Origin of the sequence: Herbaspirillum sp. 1173 (genome assembly GCF_031455335.1) — a bacterium.
Taxonomy (GTDB): Bacteria; Pseudomonadota; Gammaproteobacteria; order Burkholderiales; family Burkholderiaceae_D; genus Herbaspirillum; species Herbaspirillum huttiense.
The window spans coordinates 175637-197434 of record NZ_JAVDSP010000006.1; the positions used below are offsets into that span (position 1 = coordinate 175637).

Annotated in this window: 25 protein-coding genes and 1 tRNA gene; 14 read left to right on the forward strand and 12 right to left on the reverse strand. The window is 64.3% G+C overall.

Going from position 1 to position 21798, the window contains the following annotated elements:
* Positions 1 to 41 precede the first annotated feature (41 nt).
* Positions 42 to 917 (forward strand): ATP-binding protein, encoded by an 876-nt coding sequence (locus tag J2X56_RS19235; RefSeq protein ID WP_039790449.1) that lies wholly within the window; start codon positions 42 to 44, stop codon positions 915 to 917.
* Positions 917 to 1342 carry an 8-oxo-dGTP diphosphatase MutT gene (mutT, locus tag J2X56_RS19240; RefSeq protein WP_209568216.1) on the forward strand — a complete coding sequence of 142 codons (426 nt, stop codon included), beginning with the start codon at positions 917 to 919 and terminating at the stop codon, positions 1340 to 1342. The genes J2X56_RS19235 and mutT overlap by 1 nt, the downstream gene beginning before the upstream one ends.
* A 42-nt stretch (positions 1343 to 1384) precedes the next feature.
* On the opposite strand, the gene yacG is transcribed toward mutT, so the two are convergent.
* From yacG to J2X56_RS19285, 9 genes are all read right to left on the reverse strand, one after another.
* Positions 1385 to 1570 (reverse strand): DNA gyrase inhibitor YacG, encoded by a 186-nt coding sequence (gene yacG / locus J2X56_RS19245; protein WP_034336666.1) that lies wholly within the window; start codon positions 1568 to 1570, stop codon positions 1385 to 1387.
* A gap of 36 nt (positions 1571 to 1606) precedes the next feature.
* Entirely contained in the window at positions 1607 to 2362 is a 756-nt protein-coding gene (zapD, locus tag J2X56_RS19250; RefSeq protein ID WP_034336663.1) for a cell division protein ZapD, read from the reverse strand.
* 213 nt (positions 2363 to 2575) lie between these two features.
* Positions 2576 to 3196, reverse strand: a complete 621-nt coding sequence (gene coaE / locus J2X56_RS19255; protein ID WP_121042546.1) for a dephospho-CoA kinase — start codon at positions 3194 to 3196, stop codon at positions 2576 to 2578.
* 4 nt (positions 3197 to 3200) lie between these two features.
* Complete coding sequence (locus J2X56_RS19260; RefSeq protein WP_204726185.1) at positions 3201 to 4064, reverse strand: A24 family peptidase; 864 nt, start codon at positions 4062 to 4064, stop codon at positions 3201 to 3203.
* A 53-nt stretch (positions 4065 to 4117) separates the two neighbouring features.
* Positions 4118 to 5383, reverse strand: a complete 1266-nt coding sequence (locus J2X56_RS19265) for a type II secretion system F family protein (RefSeq protein WP_209568214.1) — start codon at positions 5381 to 5383, stop codon at positions 4118 to 4120.
* Positions 5370 to 6509 carry a GspE/PulE family protein gene (locus tag J2X56_RS19270; RefSeq protein ID WP_121042552.1) on the reverse strand — a complete coding sequence of 380 codons (1140 nt, stop codon included), beginning with the start codon at positions 6507 to 6509 and terminating at the stop codon, positions 5370 to 5372. The genes J2X56_RS19265 and J2X56_RS19270 overlap by 14 nt, the downstream gene beginning before the upstream one ends.
* Positions 6510 to 6659: 150 nt before the next feature.
* Positions 6660 to 7952 carry an HlyC/CorC family transporter gene (locus J2X56_RS19275; RefSeq protein ID WP_134135679.1) on the reverse strand — a complete coding sequence of 431 codons (1293 nt, stop codon included), beginning with the start codon at positions 7950 to 7952 and terminating at the stop codon, positions 6660 to 6662.
* 173 nt (positions 7953 to 8125) lie between these two features.
* Positions 8126 to 9088 (reverse strand): glyoxylate/hydroxypyruvate reductase A, encoded by a 963-nt coding sequence (locus tag J2X56_RS19280; protein ID WP_121042556.1) that lies wholly within the window; start codon positions 9086 to 9088, stop codon positions 8126 to 8128.
* Positions 9085 to 9942, reverse strand: coding sequence for an IclR family transcriptional regulator (locus J2X56_RS19285; protein ID WP_121042558.1), 858 nt, complete (start codon positions 9940 to 9942; stop codon positions 9085 to 9087). Before J2X56_RS19285 ends, J2X56_RS19280 begins: the two co-directional genes overlap by 4 nt.
* Before the next feature lie 266 nt (positions 9943 to 10208).
* Between J2X56_RS19285 and J2X56_RS19290 the strand changes: the two genes are divergently transcribed.
* From J2X56_RS19290 to J2X56_RS19320, 7 genes are read left to right on the forward strand one after another with little or no spacing between them, the layout of a single operon-like run.
* Positions 10209 to 11294 carry an ABC transporter ATP-binding protein gene (locus tag J2X56_RS19290; RefSeq protein WP_121042560.1) on the forward strand — a complete coding sequence of 362 codons (1086 nt, stop codon included), beginning with the start codon at positions 10209 to 10211 and terminating at the stop codon, positions 11292 to 11294.
* Complete coding sequence (locus J2X56_RS19295; protein ID WP_199725086.1) at positions 11291 to 12208, forward strand: ABC transporter permease; 918 nt, start codon at positions 11291 to 11293, stop codon at positions 12206 to 12208. Before J2X56_RS19290 ends, J2X56_RS19295 begins: the two co-directional genes overlap by 4 nt.
* 3 nt (positions 12209 to 12211) lie before the next feature.
* The gene (locus J2X56_RS19300; protein WP_121042562.1) at positions 12212 to 13006 is read left to right on the forward strand and encodes an ABC transporter permease; all 795 of its coding nucleotides are present in this window, start codon (positions 12212 to 12214) and stop codon (positions 13004 to 13006) included.
* Positions 13003 to 13317, forward strand: a complete 315-nt coding sequence (locus J2X56_RS19305; RefSeq protein ID WP_134135678.1) for a (2Fe-2S)-binding protein — start codon at positions 13003 to 13005, stop codon at positions 13315 to 13317. The genes J2X56_RS19300 and J2X56_RS19305 overlap by 4 nt, the downstream gene beginning before the upstream one ends.
* Positions 13314 to 14765 (forward strand): NAD(P)/FAD-dependent oxidoreductase, encoded by a 1452-nt coding sequence (locus J2X56_RS19310; RefSeq protein ID WP_134135676.1) that lies wholly within the window; start codon positions 13314 to 13316, stop codon positions 14763 to 14765. The genes J2X56_RS19305 and J2X56_RS19310 overlap by 4 nt, the downstream gene beginning before the upstream one ends.
* On the forward strand, positions 14762 to 15934 hold the full coding sequence (locus J2X56_RS19315; protein ID WP_209568212.1) for an FAD-binding oxidoreductase: 1173 nt from the start codon (positions 14762 to 14764) through the stop codon (positions 15932 to 15934). The genes J2X56_RS19310 and J2X56_RS19315 overlap by 4 nt, the downstream gene beginning before the upstream one ends.
* Complete coding sequence (locus J2X56_RS19320) at positions 15931 to 16974, forward strand: ABC transporter substrate-binding protein (RefSeq protein WP_121042570.1); 1044 nt, start codon at positions 15931 to 15933, stop codon at positions 16972 to 16974. Before J2X56_RS19315 ends, J2X56_RS19320 begins: the two co-directional genes overlap by 4 nt.
* Positions 16975 to 17050: 76 nt before the next feature.
* Here the strand turns inward: J2X56_RS19320 and J2X56_RS19325 are convergent, their stop codons facing one another.
* Complete coding sequence (locus J2X56_RS19325; protein ID WP_227022653.1) at positions 17051 to 17281, reverse strand: hypothetical protein; 231 nt, start codon at positions 17279 to 17281, stop codon at positions 17051 to 17053.
* A gap of 204 nt (positions 17282 to 17485) precedes the next feature.
* On the opposite strand from J2X56_RS19325, the gene infA reads away from it, so the two are divergent.
* Both infA and J2X56_RS19335 read left to right on the forward strand, forming a co-directional pair.
* A complete protein-coding gene (gene infA, locus J2X56_RS19330; RefSeq protein WP_006713209.1) occupies positions 17486 to 17749 on the forward strand; it encodes a translation initiation factor IF-1 in 264 nt (87 codons plus the stop codon).
* A gap of 122 nt (positions 17750 to 17871) precedes the next feature.
* Positions 17872 to 18129 (forward strand): hypothetical protein, encoded by a 258-nt coding sequence (locus tag J2X56_RS19335; protein ID WP_121042572.1) that lies wholly within the window; start codon positions 17872 to 17874, stop codon positions 18127 to 18129.
* Between the two features lie 255 nt (positions 18130 to 18384).
* On the opposite strand, the gene J2X56_RS19340 is transcribed toward J2X56_RS19335, so the two are convergent.
* Both J2X56_RS19340 and ispB read right to left on the reverse strand, forming a co-directional pair.
* Positions 18385 to 18461: transfer RNA gene (locus J2X56_RS19340), tRNA-Pro, on the reverse strand.
* Positions 18462 to 18477: 16 nt separating this feature from the next.
* Positions 18478 to 19428, reverse strand: coding sequence for an octaprenyl diphosphate synthase (gene ispB, locus J2X56_RS19345; protein WP_186450175.1), 951 nt, complete (start codon positions 19426 to 19428; stop codon positions 18478 to 18480).
* A gap of 359 nt (positions 19429 to 19787) precedes the next feature.
* On the opposite strand from ispB, the gene rplU reads away from it, so the two are divergent.
* The 3 genes from rplU to cgtA all read left to right on the forward strand — a co-directional run bounded on the left by rplU (position 19788) and on the right by cgtA (position 21716).
* Entirely contained in the window at positions 19788 to 20099 is a 312-nt protein-coding gene (gene rplU, locus J2X56_RS19350) for a 50S ribosomal protein L21 (protein ID WP_006713215.1), read from the forward strand.
* Positions 20100 to 20147: 48 nt separating this feature from the next.
* Positions 20148 to 20405: a 50S ribosomal protein L27 gene (gene rpmA, locus J2X56_RS19355; RefSeq protein WP_006713216.1), complete on the forward strand. Its 258-nt coding sequence runs from the start codon at positions 20148 to 20150 to the stop codon at positions 20403 to 20405.
* 201 nt (positions 20406 to 20606) lie between these two features.
* The gene (cgtA, locus tag J2X56_RS19360) at positions 20607 to 21716 is read left to right on the forward strand and encodes an Obg family GTPase CgtA (RefSeq protein WP_121042573.1); all 1110 of its coding nucleotides are present in this window, start codon (positions 20607 to 20609) and stop codon (positions 21714 to 21716) included.
* Positions 21717 to 21798: the final 82 nt, after the last annotated feature.

Consider the following 21798-nt stretch of genomic DNA (forward strand, 5'->3'; position numbering starts at 1 on the left):
CGCGTGCATTCCCGCCCCGTTCATCCCGATTTGCGATCACCATGACCCAGCTAGACCAATTCCTGCAGCGTGCCGAAGCCTTGCTGGCGCGCGTCGAAGCCATCCTCCCCAACGCCGCCGCCCGTGAACCCGACTGGAACGCCGCCGTCGCCTTCCGCTGGCGCGGCGCGACTGCCCAGCGTCCCGGCTACCTGCAGGCGGTGGGGCAGATCTCGAAGATCGGCCTGTCGGACCTGCATAACATCGGCCCGCAAAAGGAACAGATCGACCAGAACACCCGCCAGTTCGTCGAAGGCCGCCCGGCCAACAACGTGCTGCTGACCGGCGCGCGCGGCACCGGCAAGTCCTCGCTCATCAAGGCTTGCCTGAACCAGTACGCGGACCGTGGCCTGCGCCTGATCGAAGTGGACAAGGATGACCTGCACGACCTGCAGGACATCGTCGAACTGGTGGCGGCGCGTCCGGAACGCTTCATCGTCTTCTGCGACGATCTTTCCTTCGAGGAAGGCGAGGGCGGCTACAAGGCGCTGAAGGTGGCCTTGGACGGCAGCATCGCCGCGCAGTCCGACAACGTGCTGATCTACGCCACCTCCAACCGCCGCCACCTGATGCCGGAGCGCCTCTCCGACAACAACACCTACACCCACACCGAGGATGGCGACCTGCACCCCGGCGAAACGGTGGAAGAAAAGATTTCGCTCTCCGAGCGCTTTGGCCTGTGGGTGACCTTCTATCCCTTCAAGCAGGACGATTTCCTGGACATCGTGGCGCACTGGCTGCGCCACTTCGGCTGCAATGACGCGCAGATCGCCGAAGCCCGCGCCGATGCCCTGCGCTGGGCGCTGCAGCGCAGCTCCCGCTCGGGCCGCGTGGCCTGGCAGTTCGCGCGCGACTACGCCGGCAAGGCGCAAGGCTGATGAGCGGCGATTCCAAGCCCGTGGCCAAGCCCATTGACGTAGCCGTGGGCATCCTGATGCAGCCCAACGGCGACGTGCTGTTGGGCCAGCGTCCAGAGGGCAAGCCCTATGCGGGTTACTGGGAATTCCCCGGCGGCAAGGTGGAGCCGGGCGAAAGCATCTTCGCGGCGCTGCAGCGCGAGTTCAAGGAAGAGCTGGGGATCGAGGTGCTGGACGGTGAGCCCTGGTGCGGCGTCGAGCACGTCTATCCGCATGCCCATGTACGCCTGCATTTCTACATTAGCCGCCAGTGGCGCGGTGAGCCGCAGAGTCTGGAAGGCCAGGCCTTTGCCTGGCAGGGCAGCGTGGGGGTGGAACCGCTGCTGCCGGCCACCATCCCGCTGCTGCAGTGGCTGGATCAGCTGCGCTATGGCGACAAAGCCTGAAGATGGGTGGTTTTAAGACGAAATGAAGGAAAAAGCCCGTCATCACTGCACGGGCTTGTCCCCTTCGTCTTCCAGCGGCAGGTTCACTGCGGGGATGGTGTACTTTTCTTCGGCCCAGGCACCCAGGTCGATTTGCTTGCAGCGTTCGGAACAGAAGGGGCGGTACTTGTTCTTCTCGCTCCATTCCACCTTGGTGCCGCAGGTCGGGCAGTCTACGATCGTGGCCATACGTTTTACTTCACTTCATTCAATTCAGATTACGGATCAAAAGCCGCACAGCGCCAGTTCGAAGGGCACTTCACCCTCGAAGGAGCGCGGCTTCTCGTCGCCATCCTGCTGGGTGAAACGCACCCACAGCATGTATTTGTTGGCCGAGATCTCGGGGATGGCCCCGAGGTTGATGTCCAGCGACAGGCGCAGCATCTGGTAGACCTTGCCTTGCAGCATCTGCTGGTAACTGCCGCCTTCGGCGTTGATTTTTACTGCATGTCCGGATTCGCGCAGCAATCGCATGACGATGGCGATGGCATCGAACAGCGGGATCAGCGGGGCGAACCAGTTGGAGATGTCCTGGAAACGGCGCTCAAACGGATGCTGTTGCCAGGCGTAATAGGCCGGCAGGTCGAATTCGCAGGCACCGCCCGGAATGATGGTACGGCCGCGAATGCTCATGAGCCATTCATTGTCGCGGATGTTCTGGCCGGTCTTGCCCTGGGCGGCCGAGAGGGCGCTGCTGGCCTGGTCGACTTCGGCCAGGATGGCATTGAGCATCTCGGGCTCGACATTGGGATTGGACTGGTAGGCCAGGAGGATCTGCTTTTGCCGTTCCAGCTCTTGCAGCAGGTCGGACTTGAGGTCGGCGCGTCCGGCGACCTCCAGCATTTCAAAAATGGTGGCAAGGGCGATGTGATGCTGATGCGGGCTTTCCTGGTGCAGGAAGAAGACGAATTTCTCGTAGAGGTCTTCCAGTCGCAACAGCGTGCGAATACGCTCATTGAAAGGGTATTCGTAGACGATCAAAGCATGATCCCTTTATTGGTTGAACCGGACTTGTTAGGCCGCTGACAGGCCGCGTGGGTGCAATAACCTCGTCAACATGTGCAATGTCTGTGATTCTGACCCATGCAGAAGAAAATTACAAATGCAGTCGCCATCAAATGAAGCTGCAGGAGCGCATCGCATTTGCCGCGCTGCCCAAGTGCATTGCTGCAGCCGCGCAAGCTGCACCATCGCTCAGTGCCCGCCTGCCAGTGCCAGGTAGCGCGCATGCAGCTCGCGTACCTGATGCGGCAGGTCGGCATTGCTGCCGCCGTTGTCGATGACGTCCTGCGCCACCGCCAATCGCGCCTGCCGGCTGGCCTGCGCGGCCATGATGGCTTCCACTTCCGCGCGCTGCAGGCCGTTGCGCTGCATGACCCGCGCGATCTGCACCTCTTCCGGACAATCCACCACCAGGATGCGGCTGGCGCGGCCAACCCAGGTGCCGGACTCCACCAGCAGCGGCACCACGAAGATGACATAGGGACCGGTGGCGGCCTCGGCCTCGCGCACGGTCTCGCTGCGGATCAGCGGATGCAGGATGGCTTCCAGCGCATGGCGTGCCGTCGGGTTGCCGAACACGTGCTGGCGCATGCGGGTGCGGTCCATGGCACCGTTCGCATCGATGAATTCGCCGCCGAAATAATCGCGGATGGGATCGATGGCCAGGCCCTGCGGTGCGGTCAGGGCGTGGGCGATGGCGTCGGTATCGACCAGCGACGCGCCGAGCTCGCCAAACAGGTTGGCCACCGTGGTCTTGCCGCTGCCGATGCCGCCGGTCAGGCCGATGGTGAAGCGTTCAGTCAATGAGGTCATGGGATCAGAAGTCGTAGAGAAGTTGCGTGAGCCAGCCATGGCCCATCAGCAGGGTCAGCATGCCGGCGCAGGCCAGGCAGGGGCCGAAGGGAATGGCCTGGCCGCGCCGGTGGCGGCCCAAGCCCATCAGCGCCAGGCCCAGGACTGCGCCCAGCGCCGAGGCCAGCAGCAAGACCAGCGGCAAGGACTGCCAGCCCAGCCAGGCCCCGAGTGCGGCCATGAGCTTGAAGTCGCCATAGCCCAGGCCATCCTTGCCGGTGGCCAGCTTGAAGATCCAGTAGATCAGCCACAGCACGCCATAGCCGGCCATCGCACCCAGCACGGCATCCTGCAGCGGCACCAGGCGATGCACCACGTTGACCAGCAGCCCCAGCCACATCAAGGGCAGGGTGAGGTCGTCGGGCAGCAGCATGGTCCGGGCGTCGATCACCGCCAGCGCAATCAGGAAGGACGCGCACACCATCAGCGCCACGCCATGCAGGCCCAGGCCGAAGCGCCATGCCAGCAGGGCGAACAGCAGTGCGGTCAGCAGCTCCACCAGCGGATAGCGCGCGCTGATGGGGTGGTCGCAGAAGGCGCAGCGTCCTCGCAGCAGCAGCCAGCTCAGTACCGGAATCTTGTGATGCAGCGCCAGCGGCGCGGCGCAATGCGGGCAGGCGGAGGCCGGCAGCCAGAGGTTGTAGCGGTCGGCATGCGGCAGGGCCTCGCCGCGTTCCTGGGCCACGAAGTTGGCAGTCTCGCGCAGCATCATCAGCGGCACGCGATGGATCACCACATTGAGAAAGCTGCCGACCAGCAGGCCCAGCAGCGCCGCCGCGCCAGCGAGTGCAGCGTTGCCGGGGAAGGCCAGGGCATCCAGGAAAGACATCGTCGGGTTCAACTGGTTTGGTCGTCAAAGAAGGGGAAGACAGGCGTGCCGGCTTATACCATTGCACCCATGCGGAACACCGGCAGGTACATCGCCACCACCAGGCCGCCGATCACCACGCCCAGCACCGCCATGATAACGGGTTCCATCAGGCTGGTGAGGGCGGTGACGGCTTCATCGACCTCGCGTTCGTTGAGATCTGCGATCCTGGTCAGCATGGCGTCGAGGGCGCCGGCCTCTTCGCCCACGGCCGTCATCTGCACTGCCAGGTCGGGGAAGACGCCCGTGGCCTGCATGGCCGCATGCAGCGAGGCGCCATTGCGCACGGCGTCGCGCACGGCCAGCGAGGCGTCGGCATAGACCACGTTGCCGGCTGCGCCGGAGACCGTTTCCAGCGCTTCCACGAGGGCGATGCCGGCCCCGAAGAGGGTGCCGAAGGTGCGGCTCCAGCGTGCCAGCGCCGCTTGCCGCAACAGCTTGCCGAACAGCGGCAAGGACAGGCTCAGGCGCTGCGCCGCCAGTCGCAGCGGAAGATGGCGCCGCCACGCCAGGGTCGCCAGCACGCCCGCCACCAGCGTGCCCAGCAGCAGCCACGGGCCATGCTGGCCCAGCAGACGCGCCGTGGCCATGACGATGCGCGTGGGCAGCGGCAACTCGGCCCCGAATTGCTGGAACATCTGCTCGAAAGCCGGCACCACCCACAGCATGATGACCACCGTCACGATGATCGCCACCAGCACCACGGCACAGGGATAGGCCAAGGCCGCGCGCACCTTGCCGCGCAAGGCCAGGGATTTTTCGCGATAGAGCGCGATGCGCTCCAGCATGCTGTCGAGCATCCCCGCTTCTTCGGCGGCGCGCACCAGGTTGCAGAAGAGCGCATCAAACTGGCGCGGATGGCGCGCCAGCGCCGCATGCAGGCTCTCGCCGCGCGCCACGGCCTGGCGCACGTCGTCCAGCAGCGTGGCCAGTGCGCTCTGGCCGGCGCCGCGAATGGCGATGTCCAGCGACTGCAGCAGCGGCAATCCTGCCCGCAGCATGGTGGCCAATTGGCGGGTGAAGAGGGCGATCTGTTTGGCGCTGATGCGGCCACGCGTCCTCGCTGTGGCCGGGTTTGCCGCAGGGGCCGGGCCATTGTCGAGGTCGGCCGCACGCTCCGCGCGCCGCAGCCGCGCCACGCGCATCCCCTGCTGGCGCAGCCGGGCACGTGCCTGGGCTTCATCGCTGGCTTGTATCACACCGCGTTGCGGGCGATTGTGGCGGTCCAGCCCTTCCCAGCGGAATTGGGACGCCGATGTCGTGCGATCAGGTGCAGGCAAGGATTTCTCCCATGCTGGTTTCACCGCGCAAGACCTTCAGCAGCCCCGCCCGCCGCAGGTCGATGATGCCCTCCGCTTGCGCCTGCCGGCCCAGTTCCAATGTGCCGGCCTGGGCCAGTATCAGCGACTGCATGGCCGCGCTGACCGGCATGACCTGATAGATGCCGGTGCGCCCGCGAAAGCCGGTCTGGTTGCAGGCCGGGCAGCCGTGCGGCACGAAGGTGGCCGGCGTACCACCGGCCGGACGGCGGCAGCGGCACAGCTTGCGCACCAGCCGCTGGGCCACGATCAGGCTGACCGATGCCGCAATGTTGTAGGCCGGCACGCCCATGTTGAGCAGCCGCGTGAGCGTGGCCGGGGCATCGTTGGTGTGCAGGGTGGAGAGCACCAGGTGCCCGGTCTGCGAAGCCTTGACGGCGATGTCGGCGGTCTCCAGGTCGCGGATCTCGCCCACCATCAGTACATCCGGATCCTGGCGCAGGAAGGCGCGCAGCGCCAGGGCGAAGTCCAGTCCGGCGCGCTCGTTGATGCTGACCTGGTTGATGCCGGGCAGGTTGATTTCCACCGGATCCTCGGCGGTGGCGATGTTCACGCCCGGCTGGTTCAGCCGCTGCAGGCAGGCATACAGCGAGACCGTCTTGCCGGAGCCGGTCGGCCCGGTCATCAGGACCAGCCCGTGCGGCTTGCTGATGGCCTGCAGCAGCGCTTCCTGCTGGGCCGGTTCATAGCCGAGGTCGCTGATCGACAACGCCGCCTGGGCGGTGTCGAGGATGCGTAGCACGATCTTTTCACCGAACTGCGTGGGCAGCGTCGAGACGCGGAAATCCACCGTGCGCGTGCCTAGCGCCAGGCGCATCTTGCCGTCCTGGGGCAGGCGCTTTTCGGCGATATCCAGCCGCGCGAGGATCTTCAGGCGGGTGGCCAGCTTGTCGCGCAAGCTCAACGGCGGTTGCGCCAGTTCATGCAGCACGCCATCCAGCCGCAAGCGCACCCGGAAGAGATGTTCGAAGGGCTCGAAATGCAGGTCGGAAGCGCCCATGCCGACGGCATCGGCCAGCAGCTTGTGCAGCAGGCGCACCACGGGGACGTCATCATCGGCCACGGCCGTGTCGGGAGTGTGCAGCATGGGAGACCTCGCGCAGGGGCGCTGCCGCAGGGCAACGCACAGGGGAGGGCAAGTCTCCCACGCGCGGCGGCCGCCCGAAAAGCGGGCCGGCCGTTTGCGCGGGACAAACTCGGTGGAGTTCGATGCCGGCCCGCAAGGCCCGGCGCAGGTTCAGTCCTGTGCCTTCACTTTCGCAGGCAAGGCGATGAGCTTGACCATGCGGATGGCCTGGTTCTGTACCTGCACGATCTCGATCACGCAGCCATCGATCTTGACGGCCACGCTGGCTTCGGGAATGTCCTGCAGGGTTTCCAGCAGCAGGCCGTTGATGGTCTTGGGGCCATCCAGCGGCAGCTTCAGGCCCAGGCGCTTGTTGATGTCGCGCAGGGTGGTGCTGCCCTCAAGCAGGCAGGTGCCGTCCTTGTCCCAGCCGAAACCTTCGCCGGAGGAGCCGGGCGAGGAGGTCGTGAATTCGCCGATCATCTCTTCGATGATGTCTTCCAGCGTCACCAGTCCCTGCACTTCACCGTATTCATCGACCACGATGCCCAGGCGTTCGTGGTTTTCCTGGAAGTACTGCAGCTGCGTGAAGACATCGGTCTCCACCGGCACGTAATACGGGGCCGAGAGCAGGGCGCGGATGTCGTCGTGGGTGATGTCGTCTTCCTGGCGGAACAGCGAGACCGTCTTGCGCACATGCAGGATACCGACGATGTGATTGATCTCGCCCTCGAACACCGGCAGCTTGTTGTGATAGCAGGTGGCCAGCTGGTGCAGGATCTCCTCCACCGGGGCGGCCAGGTTCAGGGCCTCGACCTGGGCGCGCGGGGTCATGACGTCTTCCACCGAAATCTTTTCCAGGTCGAACAGGTTCAGCAGGATGCTCTTGTGCTTCTGCGGAATGAAACTGCCGCCTTCGAGCACGATGGAGCGCAGCTCTTCGGGAGAAATGCGCTGCTCGGCCGCGCGCGATCCGGTCTTGATGCGCAAGACCTTGAGGATGGCCGACACGAAGATGTTGACGAACCACACCAGCGGCTTGGCGATGCGCATCAGCGGCTTCAAGATGAAGCTGGTAAAGAGCGCAATGCGTTCGGGATGGGTGGCACCAATCACCTTGGGCACGATCTCGGCAAAGATGATCAAGAGCGCCGCCACGAAGGCGGTGGCCGCCGTGATCACGCGCTGGTGGTTGCCGAAGGCGGCAATGGCCAGCGCCGTCACCAGGGCCGTGGCCAGCGCATTGATGACAGTATTGGCGATAAGGATCAGCGAGAGCAGCCGTTCAGTGCGGTCCAGCAGCCACAGGATGGTGACGGCGGCCCGGTTGCCCTGTTTGGCCAGGTGCCGCAGGCGATGGCGGTTGGCGGCCATCAGCGCCGTCTCGGTCATGGAAAAGAAGGCCGAGAGCAGAATGAGAATGAGGAGTGCAAGAGCTTGCACCCATATGGGTACGGTATCCAAACGTTGCCGTCAGTGGGTTGCCCTCACGCATGGGAGGGAGTCGGCGGGCCTGTCTGCTTGTCGTCATGACAGGCAAGCCAGGGCGGCCAGCGAGCGCCAAAGTCTAGACGATGGGGGCTTATCTCGCAAGCCGGGCGGCGGCGCGGTGTGGCGGCTGCGCCCGGACTTGCCATTCAGTAACCCTTGCTGCGGTCGTAGAGATGCGGCGGCGGCAGGCCGCCCAGCATCGCGGCAATGGCCACCGCCGCCTGCCTGGCGCGTTCGCGGCGCGAGGGCGTGGCCGCTGCATGGGGCGTGACCAGCACGCGCGGATGGCGCCAGACGGCGGCCTCGGCGGGCAGTGGTTCTTCATCGAACACGTCCAGCACGGCACCGGACAAGTGTCCGCTGTCGAGCGCGGCCAGCAGATCGGTCAGGCACACGTGGCTGCCGCGGCCGACGTTGATGACCGCGGCACCGCGCGGCAACTGGCGCAAGAGATCGGCATCGATGAGGTGGCGGGTATCGGTGGTCTCGGGCAAGAGGCAGATCAGGATATCGGTGCGGGCCAGGAAATCCGGCAACGCAGCGGCCCCGGCAAAGCAGGCCAGCCCCTTTTCGCTGCGTAGCGAGCGCGCCCAGCCGGCGGTCTCGAAGCCGACCGCTGCATGCATGCGCGCCGCCGACAAGCCCAGCGCACCCAGGCCCAGCACGCCCACGCGCGTTTCGCGCGCCGTGCGGGGCGTGGAGAATTCGCGCCATTCGGCGCGCGCCTGCTGGGCAATGATGCGCGGCATGTCCTTCAACAGCATCAGGCTGCTCATGAGCGTGAATTCGGCCATGCGCTGCTGCGTTTCAGGCGTGACCATGCGCACGATGGGCAGCTCCGGCAGGTGCGGGTCTGCAAGGATGTGATCGACTCCGGCAGCCGCACTGATGATGGCCTTCAGGTTGGGGAACTGCGCCAGCCGCCCCGGCTCGGGCTGCCACACCAGCACGAACTGCACGCGCGCCGGATCGACTTCCGGATCATCCCAGGCGCGCACGTCGAGGCCCAGTTCGGGTGCGAATTCATGAAAGCTGGCGCGCCACTCGGCCAGCGCGGCAGCGCCGCCGGACTTGATCAGCAGCACGGGGGCAAGAGCAGGGGTGGTCATGCTTGTGGCTCCACGGGATTGGCCTGGTGCATGGGCCGGCGCAAGGCCGGGTCGAAGGGATTGATCCGGCGCGACAGGGCGGCGGCTTCCCGCTGCAGCATCTGCACCACGGTCGGCAGGCGCTCCTCGGTCAGGCGCGAGGTCAGCGTGCCTACACTCAAGGCACCGACGATGTTGCCGCCGGCATCGAAGAGCGGCACACCCAGCCCGGCCATGCCATCGAGCAGGCCGGCCTGGCGTGCCGCATAACCGGTCTCGCGCACACGCTCGATTTCCGTGCGCAGGTAGACCTCGTCATAGACCCCGAATTCGCGCAGGCGCGGCACGTTGTAGCGGATCACTTCCTCGCGTTCTTCTTCCGGCAGGAAGGCGAGGATGGCCAGCGCACCCTGGCCCACGCCCAAGGCGACGCGCCCGCCGATGTCGCCGGTGAAGGCACGGATCGGGAAGGGACCATCGACGCGGTCCACGCACACCGCATCGAAGCGCGAGCGCAGCAGCAGGAAGACCGTATCGCCAAGACTGCCGCACAGCCGCAGCAGCGCCGGACGGCACAGGCTGCGCACATCCGACGCATTGCCGGCGCGCGCGGCCAGGGCGAACAGGTCCATGCCCAGGCGATACAGCTTGCTGCGCTCATCCTGTTCCACCACGCCTTCCCCGGCCAGCGATTGCAGCAGCCGGTGCGTGGTGCCCTGGGTCAGGCCGATGGTCTTGGCCACTTGCGTCACCCGCATGCCTTGCGGTGGTGCATCGGCCAGCGCGCGCAACACCGCAAAGGTGCGCTGGATGCCGTTGACCGGCAGGGAGGCGGGGGCGCTGGCGGCCGTGGCCTCGTCGTTGTGCTCGCTCATGAGGGGGCTTTGTCTGCTGGGTGGAATCGGCGGCGGTTCGCTCGCCGATGCATTTCATTGAATGGAATAAATATAAAAAATTTCCCGACTGTCGAAATACGATAGCAGAATTGGCACCGAAATTGCATCAATAACGAAACAGGAGACGCGCCGCTCACATCGCTCCAGCGATGGGGTTGCGTAATTGAAAGTATGCATCGGAGCGCCCGCCGGCCGACAAGCCCGCCAGCCGTGCAGCGCCCGAACCTTGCGACAGGGAGCTTGCAATGTCATTTCTCACGCTGACCAATGTCAGTAAGTTCTATGGCGATACCCAGGCGGTATCGGGGTTCAACCTCACGGTGGAAAAGGGTGAGTTCATCTCCCTGCTCGGTCCTTCGGGCTGCGGCAAGACCACCACCCTGCAGATGATCGCGGGCTTCGAGGCCGTCAGCGGCGGCCGCATCGAACTCGACGGCCGCGACATCACGCATGCCAAGCCCAATACGCGCGGCCTGGGCATCGTGTTCCAGACCTATGCGCTGTTCCCGCACATGACGGTGGAGCAGAACGTGGCCTTCGGGCTGGAGATGCGCAAGTGCGGCGCCGCTGAGAAGCGCGACCGTGTGGCGCAGGCCCTGTCGCTGGTGCATCTGGAAAAACACGGTGCGCGCTATCCGCGCGAACTCTCCGGCGGCCAGCGCCAGCGCGTGGCCCTGGCGCGTGCGCTGGTGATTGCTCCGCCGGTGTTGCTGCTCGATGAACCGCTGTCCAACCTCGACGCCAAGCTGCGCGAAGAGATGCAATTCGAACTGCGCGACATCCAGCGCAAGGTCGGCACCACCACCATCATGGTCACGCACGACCAGAGCGAAGCCATGTCCATCAGTGACCGCGTGGTGGTGATGGAGGCCGGCCACATCACCCAGGTCGGCCGTCCCCTGAACGTGTATGAACATCCGGCCAACCGCTTCATCTCCACCTTCGTGGGCAAGGCCAACCTGCTCGAAGGCCAGGTGGTCGGTGCCGCAGGTGAACGCGCTGACATCGCGGTGGGCGGCATGATGCTGTCGCTGGAAAGCTCCGACACCGGCCTGCGCGGCGGCGGCCGCGTAGTGCTGGGCCTGCGTCCGGAAAAGATCCGCTGTACCGCGCCCGGCCAGGGCCGCTGCAATGGCGAAGTGGTGCGCCGCTTCTTCCTCGGCAGCCAATGGATGTATGAAGTGGAGACCCCGCTGGGCCTGCTCTCGGTCCTCTCGGCCAACGATGGTGCCGAAGCACTGGAGCAGGGCGCTGCCGTCGGCCTGGCATGGAGCGACTACAGCCTGCGCCTGGTCTCTACCGCCCGCAGCGATGAAGGGGTCGCAGCATGAGCGCGGCCGGCACGACTTCCGTGGCACCGCCCGTGGTGAGTGCCGCCGCCAGCGACAAGGCCCCCGGCCAGCGCAGCCTGCCCTGGCTGATGTCGGCCCCGGCCATCCTGCTGTGCACGGTGATGCTGCTGGTGCCGCTGGTGCTGACCTTCGTGCTGTCCTTCAACGCCTATGATGCCGAGACCGGCCCCAAGGCCGGTACCTTCACGCTGGAGCATTACGCAGCGGTGCTGACCGATCCGTATTACTACGGCATCTTCTGGCGCACGCTGTGGATCTCGGGCCTGGTCACGCTCATCTGCATCGTCGTCGGTGCGCCCGAGGCGTACATTCTCAACCGCATGCGCAAGCCCTGGCGCTCCATCATGCTGCTGGTGGTGCTGGCCCCGCTGATGATCTCGGTGGTGGTGCGCGCCTTCGGCTGGAGCATGCTGCTCGGTCCCGAAGGCCTCATCAACGGCACGCTGGTGGCGCTGGGCTTTGCCAAGGTCAAGCTGCTCTATACCGAAACGGCCATCGTCATTGCGCTGGTGCATGTGATGCTGCCCTTCATGGTGATCCCGGTGTGGACCTCGCTGCAGAAGCTCGATGGTGGCGTGGCCAACGCGGCGCTGTCGCTGGGCGCCTCGCCCATCACCGTGCTACGCCGTATCGTGCTGCCGCAGATCATGCCCGGCATTCTCTCGGGCAGCCTGATCGTCTTCGGCCTCTCGGCCAGCTCCTTTGCCATTCCGGGGCTGTTGGGCGGACGCCGCCTGAAGATGATGGCCACCATCATCTATGACGAATACCTGCACGAACTGAACTGGCCCCTGGGCGCAGCCATCGCGCTGCTGCTGCTGGTGGCCAACCTGGTCATCATGCTGGGCTGGAACCGCATGATCGAACGCCGCTACAAGAAAGCGCTGGGCTGAACCATGAACAAGAACGGACCGATTGCATTGTGCTTCAATGCGCTGGTGATCCTCTTCACGCTGGCCCCGATCCTGGTGGTGTGCGTGATTGCCTTCACCCCCGAAAACACCCTGACCATGAACGGGCCTGAATTCTCGCTGCGCTGGTTCAAGGCGGTGTTTGAGTTTCCCGACTTCGTGAGTTCCTTCTGGAACAGCCTTTGGCTGGCGCTGGCAGCGGCCACCATCTCCACCGCCCTGGCCATTCCGGCGGCCATGGCGCTGGTGCGTTATCCGCATCGCTGGTCCGGCGTCTTGCAGGGCCTGTTCCTGTCGCCGCTGATCATTCCGCACCTGGTGCTGGGCGTGGCCCTGCTGCGCCTGTTCTCGGTGGTGGGTGGCGCGGGCAGTTTCGGCTGGCTGGTGCTGGCGCACTCGCTGGTGGTGACGCCCTACACCATGCGCCTGATCATGGCCGCGCTCATCGGCTTCGACCGCAGCGCCGAGCATGCCGCCCTGTCGCTGGGGGCCACGCGCTCCACGGTGTTCCTGCGCATCACGCTGCCGATGATCCTGCCGGGCATCACCGGGGGCTGGCTGCTGGCCTTCATCAACAGCTTTGATGAAGTCACCATGTCCATCTTCGTGACCTCGCCCTCGACGGTGACGCTGCCGGTGCGCATGTACATGTACGCCACCGAATCCATCGATCCGATGATGGCGGCCGTCTCGGCGCTGATGGTGGCCATCACGGCGGTGGCCATGATCATCCTGGACCGGGTCTATGGCCTGGACCGCGTGCTGGTGGGGCGTTCATGAATCACACCTCTGCTCCTGCACAGGCCCAGCTGGTACGGCTGGCCGAACGCAATCGCGCTGCGGTCAGCTTCACGCTGGACGGCCGCCCGGCGACCGCGCTGGAAGGCGACACGGTGCTGACCGCCGTACTGACCAATACCGCGAGCCTGCGCCGCAATGAATTCAGCGGCCAGCCGCGGGCCGGCTTTTGCATGATGGGCGCGTGCCAGGATTGCTGGATCGCCACTGAAAGCGGCGAGCGCCTGCGTGCCTGCTCCACCTTCATCCGTGCCGGCATGCAATTGCGCAGCGGCCAGGAGGAACCCGCATGACGCGCGCAGCTCCCGTCATCGTCGGTGCCGGCCCGGCCGGTGTGCGTGCGGCGCAGACGCTGCTGGCCCATGGCGTGCGGCCCATCGTCATCGATGAAGCCGCGCAGGCCGGCGGCCAGATCTATCGCCAGCCGCCGCGCGGTTTCCTGCGCAGCCGCAAGACGCTCTATGGTTTCGAAGCCAGCCGCGCGCAATCGGTGCACAGCACCTTCCATGCGCTGCGCGAGGCCATCGACTACCGTCCCAACACCCTCGTCTGGAATGCCCAGCCGGGTTTGCTCGACCTGATGGAGGGCAGCGCGCAATCCGCTTCAACGCTGGCCTGGGAAGACATCATCGTGGCCACCGGTGCGACTGATCGCGTGCTGCCTTTCCCCGGCTGGACCACGCCGGGCGTCTATACCCTGGGCGGCTCGCAGGTCGCGCTCAAGTTCCAGGGCTGCGCCATCGGACGCTCGGTGGTGTTGGCCGGCAATGGTCCGCTGCTCTATCTGGTGGCCTACCAGTATGCCAAGGCCGGTGCCCGGGTGGCGGCGGTGCTCGACAGCAGCAGCCTGGCTGACCGCATTGCCGCACTGCCCGCCATGCTGGGCCAGCCGGCCTTGCTGGCCAAGGGCATCTACTACCTTGCCTGGCTCAAGCTGCATGGCGTGCCGGTGCATTCGCACGCGCGGGTGCTGCGCGTGGAAGGCGATGCGCGGGTGCAGGCGCTGGTCTGGCGTCGCGAGAACCTGGCAAGTGCGAGTGGCAAGCCGGGTACTGAGCAGCGCATTGAATGCGATGCCGTCGGTTTCGGCTATGCACTGCGTTCTGAAACGCAATTGGCTGATCTGCTGGGTTGCCGCTTCCAGTTCGACAGCCTGCAGCGCGCGCACCTGCCGGTGCGCGACAAGAGCACCCGCAGCAGCGTGCCGGGCGTCTATCTCGCCGGTGACGGTGCCGGCATCATGGGGGCCGATGCCGCCGAGCTGGCCGGTGAACGCGCTGCGCTGGCCTTGCTGCAGGATCGCGGCATCGCCGTCGATGCGGCCCGGGTGACGCAGATCGAAGCGGAGCTGGTGCGCATCGGTGCTTTCCGACTCGGACTGGAGCGCGCCTTCCCCTTCCCCGAACGCTGGGCGGCCACCGCGCCGGACGATCTGGTGATCTGCCGCTGCGAGAACATCCGCGCCGGTGAATTGCGCGCGGCCGTGCGCGAGAAAGGCGCAGCGGAAATGAACCGGCTCAAGGCCCTCACCCGCGTTGGCATGGGCCGTTGCCAGGGCCGCATGTGTGGTGCCGCGGCCGCCGAAATTCTGTCGCATGCCGCTGGCCTGCCGGTGCAGGAAGTCGGTCGTCTGCGCGGCCAGGCACCGATCAAGCCGATTCCATTGGGCATGCATGTGCCGGCCCCCGAGCCGGTCTCTGCGCGCGTGATCGCGCTGCATGCGCAGGAGGATGCCTCATGAAGAGCCTCCATACCGAAGTCCTCATCATCGGCGGCGGCATCGTCGGCAGCTCGGCTGCACTGGTGCTGGCCAAGGCCGGACGCCGCGTGACCATCCTGGAACGCGACCTGTGCGGTGCGCGTTCCAGCGGCATCAACTACGGTGGCGTGCGCCGCCAGGGCCGGCCCGAAGTGCAGCTGCCGCTGTCGCAACGCGCGCATCAGATCTGGGGCGATCTGCAGTCCCTGATCGGCACCACCGGCGAATACGAACGCAGCGGCCACTTCAAGCTGGCCCGCAGCGAGGCCGACATGCAATCGCTGATCGCCTATGCCGAACTGAGCCGGCCCTACGGCCTGGGGATCGAACTCATCAGCGGCGAACGCCTGCGCCAGCAATGTCCCTGGCTGGGCGGCGCGGCGGTCGGCGGCTCGCTGTGTCCGGAAGATGGCCAGGCCAATCCGCGCCTGGTCTCGCCGGCCTTTGCGCGTGCGGCCGAAGCGGCGGGCGCGACCGTGATCGAGCGTTGCGAAGTCATGCAGGTGGGTCACGATGGCCGCGACTTCGTGGCCGAAGCGCGGCAGGGTGGCGAACCCTTGGAAGTGCGTGCGGAAGTGCTCATCAATTGCGCCGGTGCCTGGGCCAATCGCGTGGCGCAGTCCTTTGGCGAGGCCGTCCCCCTGACCAGCGGCCACCCCAGCATGGTGGTGACTGAACCGATTCCCCACTTCCTGCCCTGGAGCCTGGGCGTGGAAGGGGGCTCCATCTACTGCCGCCAGGTGGCGCGCGGCAACGTGGTGCTGGGCGGCGGCCGCGGCTACGAGCAGGATGAACTGCGCGCCCGCGCTTCGCATGATTCCATTCTCGGGCTGCTGCCGCAGGCGGCGGCCTTGCTGCCGGCGCTGCGCCACGTCCACATCATCCGCAGCTGGAGCGGCGTGGAAGGCTACCTGCCGGACCAGCATCCGGTGATCGGCCCCAGCACCACGCAAATGGGCCTGCTGCATGGCTTTGGTTTCTGCGGTGCCGGATTCCAGATCGGGCCGGCTGCCGGTGAGGCGCTGGCCGAGCTGGTGCTGCATGGCCGCAGCACCATCGCGCTGGATGCTTTCTCGATTGGCCGCTTCCTGCCGCCACGTTCCGACGCTGTCGACCTGTTGTCCTCCCACCCTGAAAGGAAGATCTCATGATGTCGCTCTCCCGCACCGCTGCCCTCGGACTGTTGCTGGCCGCCACCGCCGCTCAAGTGCAGGCGCAGACCCGCACGCTGTATGTCGGCATGAATGGCGGCAACATGGAGAAGACCTTCACGCAGGCGGTGTTCGGTCCCTTCGAGCAGAAGTACAACGTCAAGATTGCCGTGGTGCCCGGCGGCTCGGCCGACATCCTGGCCAAGGCCCAGGCCGCCAAGGACAAGCCGCAGATGCATCTGATGTTCCTGGACGATGGCGTGATGTATCGTGCCGTCGGCATGGGCCTGTGCGAGAAGCAGAAGCCCAATCCCAACCTGGCCAACCTGCTGCCGGTGGCGCACATCAAGGATGACCTGGCCACGGGCGTGACCATCAGCGTTACCGGCCTGGCCTACAACACCAAGGTCTATGCCGAGAAGGGCTGGGCACCGCCGACCTCGTGGCTCGACCTGGCCGATCCCAAGCTCAAGGGGCGCGTGGTGTTCCAGTCGCTGCCTTCGTCCACCTTCGGGCTGCATGCCTTCCTCGCCTTCAACCAGCTCAAGGGCGGCACGGATGCCAACGTCGATCCCGGCTTCAAGGCCTGGCCCTCGACCATCGGGCCCAATGTGCTGGAGTACATCTCCAATTCGGCCAAGATTTCCGAGATGGCACAGACCGGCGAAGCGGCCCTGTTCCCTTACACGCCCACGCAATCGACGCTCTTGAAGAGCAAGGGCGTGCCGGTGGAATACGTGCAGCCCAAGGAAGGCGCCATCGTGCTGATGGTGGCGCAGTGCGTGATCGCCAACAACACCGAGCCGCAGCTGGCGCAGGAGCTGGCGGCCTATCTGCTCTCACCGCAGGCGCAAGCGCTGGCGCTGGAAAACGGCAACTACAACCCGACCAATACCAAGGTCCAGGTCAGCGGCACGGCCGCGGCCGAGCAGGCGCGCATGAATGGCTTCGTCAAGGCCGCGCGCGCGGTGGACTGGGATGAGATCAACAAGAACCGCGCCGTGTGGAATACGCGCTGGAGCCGCACCATTGAGAGATGAGATCGGCAGCTCGTCGGCCTGAAACGCAGGAATGCGTAAATGATTTATCTGATTTGGCAGAACCTCTGGTAGTTTTTTACGCCACCTGCGCGGTGGCGTTTTTTTTTTGCGCTGATGGCGCGTGATCCCCATTTTTGTTTATCTGTGGCATCGATAAATCGATGTCGATTGTGCAATGGCGCAGATAAACCACAGCAGACCGTCCCGAGGCGCGCAGTGGCGGGTAGGGCAAAAATCGCGTATAATGCATGGATCGCTCAAGAACCGAGCGGAAATCCTGATCCCCACGCGCCTTGTCGTACAGCATCTTGCAATCCGCGTGATTCGCATCTTCATCCGCTTCCCCGAGTAAAGAAACTGCGCTGCCGGTCTCGCCGCCAGCGGGTTCACCTGTCCTCCGACCTTAACGCTCCCGGCCTCCCCATGGCGTGGCCAGTCGTCAAAGCCAGAGATTGCAAATCCCCGAGCCCTTCCTCCGTGAGGTCGCGTGCTCACGCACAAGAAAGAGAAAATGGCAAAAGAAGAACTGATCGAAATGCAAGGACAAGTCTCCGAAGTCCTCCCCGACTCGCGTTTCCGCGTGGCGCTGGACAACGGCCATTCGCTGATCGCCTATACGGCCGGTCGCATGAAGAAGAATTTCATCAAGATTCTGGCGGGCGACAAGGTTACGCTGGAACTGTCTCCCTACGACCTGAACAAGGGTCGCATCATCTTCCGTCACCTGGAACAGCGCGGCCCCAGCGGCCCCCGTCCGGGTTTCCGTCGCCGCTGAGATCGCGCGGCGCATCCCTCCCACGCCCAATGGCGTGATGCGCCGCCTGATGCCTTCCGGCCCGCCTGTCCTTCACGACGGTATGCGCCCTCCCATGATCGGTTTTGCGAAAGAAAAAAAATATGCAAGCTCTGGTCACTCATCAGGAGCAGTACAAGGGCTTTCACATTTCACTGCGCTGTCAGGGCGAGGGTGGCTTGTGGGAGGTTGCTGAAGTTCATATCGCCGACAGCGGCGGGCTGGCGCCGCCCCTGTTTCCACGTCGCCAGCTGCCTGGCCGGTTTGATAGCGCGGTATTGGCCGTGGAGCGCGGCATGGGTTGGGCGAGGGCGGTGATCGACAATCTGGATCCGGCGCTGGATGGGGATTGGGGCAACTGAGTGGCGCCACCGCGTCTACAAGGCCCCCGGTCTGGCAGGAGATGGAACCTGAATGAAGTTTTCGGAAATGCCCCGCCAGGAATCTGGCTGAGCGGGCAGGTCCGCAAGGCCGATGTGAATGAAAAGGCGGAATGCGCGACATCGCGGATTCCGCCTTTTTGTTGGGTGGTGCCCGGCAATGGGCAATCGAATCCGGAAATAAAAAAGCCCAGCATCGCTGCTGGGCTTTTTTGTCCTTGATCTACAAGGTAATTCTGGTCGGGGTGAGAGGATTCGAACCTCCGGCCTCTACGTCCCGAACGTAGCGCTCTACCAGGCTAAGCTACACCCCGTCGAGTGAGATCTAAGTCAGTGATTTCGATCTACTGCGAAAGCCGATAATTCTAACAGGGATTTTTTGAATTGGCTATCGGGAAGTGAAATAATTGCATCCGCAGCCCGCCGCGCAGCAATCTCCGCCTGTTCGCGGGTATAGGCCAGGGCGCCGGAGTGAGTGATGGCCGACAGCACTTCGTCGAAATGCTGTTCGTCGCCGTTCTCGATGCAGGTGCGCACCAGTTCGCGCTGCTGCGGCGTGCCGTGCTGCATCAGCCAGATCAGCGGCAGCGTGGGCTTGCCTTCGCGCAGGTCGTCGCCGACGTTCTTGCCGATCTCGGCACTGTTGCCGGAATAATCCAGTACGTCGTCGATCAGCTGGAAGGCGGTGCCGATGGAGCGGCCATATTCGCCGGCGGCTTCGATGCCGGCTTCGTCGGCACCGGCAATCAGGGCGCCGATCTGGCTGGCGGCCTCGAACAGCTTGGCGGTCTTGGAACGGATCACCTGCAGGTAGCCGGCTTCGTCCACATCCGGATTGTGCATGTTGAGCAGCTGCAGCACCTCGCCCTCGGCGATGACGTTGGTGGCATCAGCCACGATTTCCATCACACGCGGGTTGCCCACCGCCACCATCATCTGGAAGGCGCGCGAATAAAGGAAGTCGCCTACCAGCACCGAGGCCGCATTGCCGAACATGGCATTGGCAGTCTGCTTGCCACGGCGCAACGAGGATTCGTCGACCACGTCGTCATGCAGCAGGGTGGCGGTATGAATGAATTCGATCACGGCCGCCAGCGAGTGGTGATGCTCGCCCTTGTAGCCGAAGGCATTGGCGATGAGCACGACCAGCACCGGGCGCAGGCGCTTGCCGCCCGCACTGATGATGTATTCGGCGACCTGGTTGACCAGCGGCACCTCCGAGTACAGCTGCCGGCGGATGACTGCGTTGACCGCCTCCATGTCGGCGACGATCGGATGCATGATGGTTTGTTGCGAAGCGTTTTGTACGGCGGCAGACAAGGCGGAACCTGTGGAAAATGGTTATTCCCCGGATTATACGATGACAAGGCAGGGGCACGCCAAAGAGCCTGAGCCCGCATAGTAAAGGTTTTTCATTGTTGGAATGAAAACCTGGCGGAGGATTCGGGTTGTCTGTCAGGCAAGTCCTCTTCCATTGTCCTGCCGGAAACTGTGTTGTACAGAGGTCGGGCAAAGTGTCAAGGCTTTTGACCGTGGGGCTAAGTGCCTGTATAATTTGCGGTTTTCCTGTTTCGCCATGGGTTTTTGACGGGCGCGGCAAGGGAAAAATCGTTCTTATTCATTCATTCGTGAGGTTTCACATGTACGCGGTCATAAAAACCGGCGGCAAACAATACAAAGTTGCTGCTGGCGAAAAACTCAAAGTAGAACAGATACCGGCTGACATTGGCTCCGAAATCACTTTGGATCAAGTGCTCGCAGTGGGCGCAGGCGAAACCGTGAAGTTCGGTGCGCCGCTGGTCGCAGGTGCTACGGTGCTGGCTACTGTGGTAGCACAAGGTCGCCATGACAAGGTCCGCATCTTCAAGATGCGTCGTCGCAAGCACTACCAAAAGCGTCAAGGCCATCGTCAGAACTACACCGAACTGCAAATCGTCTCCATCAACGCCTGAGCGTTGACCCGAACGAACTGCTCATCCAAAGTCATCAAGGAGTTTTAAATGGCACACAAAAAAGGCGGCGGCACTACGCGCAACGGCCGTGACTCAGAATCGAAACGCCTGGGCGTCAAGGTTTATGGCGGCCAAGTGATCAACGCTGGCGGCATCATCGTCCGTCAACGCGGCACCCGCGTCCACGCTGGCGAAAACGTCGGCGTCGGCAAGGACCACACCCTGTTCGCCCTGAAGGACGGCAAGGTCAAGTTCGTTGTCAAGGGCCTGCAACAGCGTCAATACGCTACCGTCGTTACGGCGTAAGCGTTCCTGTCATCCGGGTTCGCCCGGAAACCAGGCATAAAAAAGGCTCTGCCGATGGTGGAGCCTTTTTGATTTTTGAAGAGCCGTCAACAAAGCGCCGAGCCCAGGCTTCCGTCGGAAGCGCCGGGGTGGGTCCTGACCAGGACCGAGGTGCATCGACGTTTTGTTAGCGGCTCCCATGTCCCATGAGGCGTCCAAATCATGAAATTCATCGACGAAGCACGTATTGAAGTCGTGGCGGGGGATGGCGGCAACGGTGTCGCCAGCTTCTGCCGCGAGAAATTCCGCCCCTTCGGCGGTCCCGACGGCGGCGACGGCGGCAAGGGCGGCACCATCTGGGCCGTGGCCGACCGTAACGTCAACACCCTGATCGACTATCGCTACGCCAAGCTGCACCGCGCCGGTCGCGGCGAAAACGGCCGCGGCTCGGACTGCTACGGCAAGGGTGCCGATGATGTCTACCTGCGCATGCCGGTGGGCACGCTCATCGTCGACATCAACACCGGCGAACACATCGCCGACCTGACCTTCCACGGCCAGACCGTGATGCTGGCCAAGGGCGGCGAAGGCGGCTGGGGCAACATCCACTTCAAGACCTCCACCAACCGCGCCCCGCGTCAGAAGACCGAAGGCAAGGAAGGCGAGCGCCGCGAGCTGCGCCTGGAACTGAAGGTGCTGGCCGACGTGGGCCTGTTGGGCATGCCCAATGCGGGCAAGTCGACCTTCATCACGGCCGTCTCCAACGCGCGTCCGAAGATCGCCGACTACCCCTTCACCACCCTGCACCCCAACCTGGGTGTGGTGCGCGTGAGCCACGAGAAGAGCTTCGTGATCGCCGACATCCCCGGCCTGATCGAAGGTGCGGCCGATGGCGCCGGTCTGGGCGTGCAGTTCCTGCGCCACCTGCAGCGCACCGGTCTGCTGCTGCACATCGTCGACCTGGCCCCCTTCAATGAGGAAGTCGATCCGGTCAAGGAAGCCAAGGCCATCGTGCAGGAACTGAAGAAGTACGACCAGTCCCTGTTCGACAAGCCGCGCTGGCTGGTCCTGAACAAGCTGGACGTGGTGCCCGAGGCCGAACGCGCCAAGCGCGTGAAGGATTTCGTCAAGCGCTTCGGCTGGAAGGGCCCGGTCTTCGAGATCTCGGCGCTCAACCGTGACGGCTGCGAAGAGCTCATCAACGACATCTACAAGTATCTGGAAACCAAGCGCGCCGAAGAGCACCGCGCCGAAGAAACCCAGATGACCGAGGAAGCCCGCGCCATCTCCAGCATCGATCCGGACGATCCGCGCTTCAAGGTCCTGGACTGATTCGTGCCGGTGCAGCCCTGAAGCTTCTTGGGGCTGCGCGCGGGGGCTGTTCGGGCTATCATCTCTGCCTGTCGGATTTTCC

Bases quoted from the DNA above. Each gene is read 5' to 3' on its own strand.
- J2X56_RS19235 (WP_039790449.1), top strand. From the start codon at position 42: ATGACCCAGCTAGACCAATTCCTGCAGCGTGCCGAAGCCTTGCTGGCG.
- mutT (WP_209568216.1), top strand. From the start codon at position 917: ATGAGCGGCGATTCCAAGCCCGTGGCCAAGCCCATTGACGTAGCCGTG.
- yacG (WP_034336666.1), bottom strand. From the start codon at position 1,570: ATGGCCACGATCGTAGACTGCCCGACCTGCGGCACCAAGGTGGAATGG.
- coaE (WP_121042546.1), bottom strand. From the start codon at position 3,196: ATGACCTCATTGACTGAACGCTTCACCATCGGCCTGACCGGCGGCATC.
- J2X56_RS19260 (WP_204726185.1), bottom strand. From the start codon at position 4,064: ATGTCTTTCCTGGATGCCCTGGCCTTCCCCGGCAACGCTGCACTCGCT.
- J2X56_RS19270 (WP_121042552.1), bottom strand. From the start codon at position 6,509: ATGCTGCACACTCCCGACACGGCCGTGGCCGATGATGACGTCCCCGTG.
- J2X56_RS19280 (WP_121042556.1), bottom strand. From the start codon at position 9,088: ATGACCACCCCTGCTCTTGCCCCCGTGCTGCTGATCAAGTCCGGCGGC.
- J2X56_RS19285 (WP_121042558.1), bottom strand. From the start codon at position 9,942: ATGAGCGAGCACAACGACGAGGCCACGGCCGCCAGCGCCCCCGCCTCC.
- J2X56_RS19290 (WP_121042560.1), top strand. From the start codon at position 10,209: ATGTCATTTCTCACGCTGACCAATGTCAGTAAGTTCTATGGCGATACC.
- J2X56_RS19295 (WP_199725086.1), top strand. From the start codon at position 11,291: ATGAGCGCGGCCGGCACGACTTCCGTGGCACCGCCCGTGGTGAGTGCC.
- J2X56_RS19300 (WP_121042562.1), top strand. From the start codon at position 12,212: ATGAACAAGAACGGACCGATTGCATTGTGCTTCAATGCGCTGGTGATC.
- J2X56_RS19305 (WP_134135678.1), top strand. From the start codon at position 13,003: ATGAATCACACCTCTGCTCCTGCACAGGCCCAGCTGGTACGGCTGGCC.
- J2X56_RS19310 (WP_134135676.1), top strand. From the start codon at position 13,314: ATGACGCGCGCAGCTCCCGTCATCGTCGGTGCCGGCCCGGCCGGTGTG.
- J2X56_RS19315 (WP_209568212.1), top strand. From the start codon at position 14,762: ATGAAGAGCCTCCATACCGAAGTCCTCATCATCGGCGGCGGCATCGTC.
- J2X56_RS19320 (WP_121042570.1), top strand. From the start codon at position 15,931: ATGATGTCGCTCTCCCGCACCGCTGCCCTCGGACTGTTGCTGGCCGCC.
- J2X56_RS19325 (WP_227022653.1), bottom strand. From the start codon at position 17,281: ATGCTGTACGACAAGGCGCGTGGGGATCAGGATTTCCGCTCGGTTCTT.
- infA (WP_006713209.1), top strand. From the start codon at position 17,486: ATGGCAAAAGAAGAACTGATCGAAATGCAAGGACAAGTCTCCGAAGTC.
- J2X56_RS19335 (WP_121042572.1), top strand. From the start codon at position 17,872: ATGCAAGCTCTGGTCACTCATCAGGAGCAGTACAAGGGCTTTCACATT.
- ispB (WP_186450175.1), bottom strand. From the start codon at position 19,428: ATGCATCCGATCGTCGCCGACATGGAGGCGGTCAACGCAGTCATCCGC.
- rplU (WP_006713215.1), top strand. From the start codon at position 19,788: ATGTACGCGGTCATAAAAACCGGCGGCAAACAATACAAAGTTGCTGCT.
- rpmA (WP_006713216.1), top strand. From the start codon at position 20,148: ATGGCACACAAAAAAGGCGGCGGCACTACGCGCAACGGCCGTGACTCA.
- cgtA (WP_121042573.1), top strand. From the start codon at position 20,607: ATGAAATTCATCGACGAAGCACGTATTGAAGTCGTGGCGGGGGATGGC.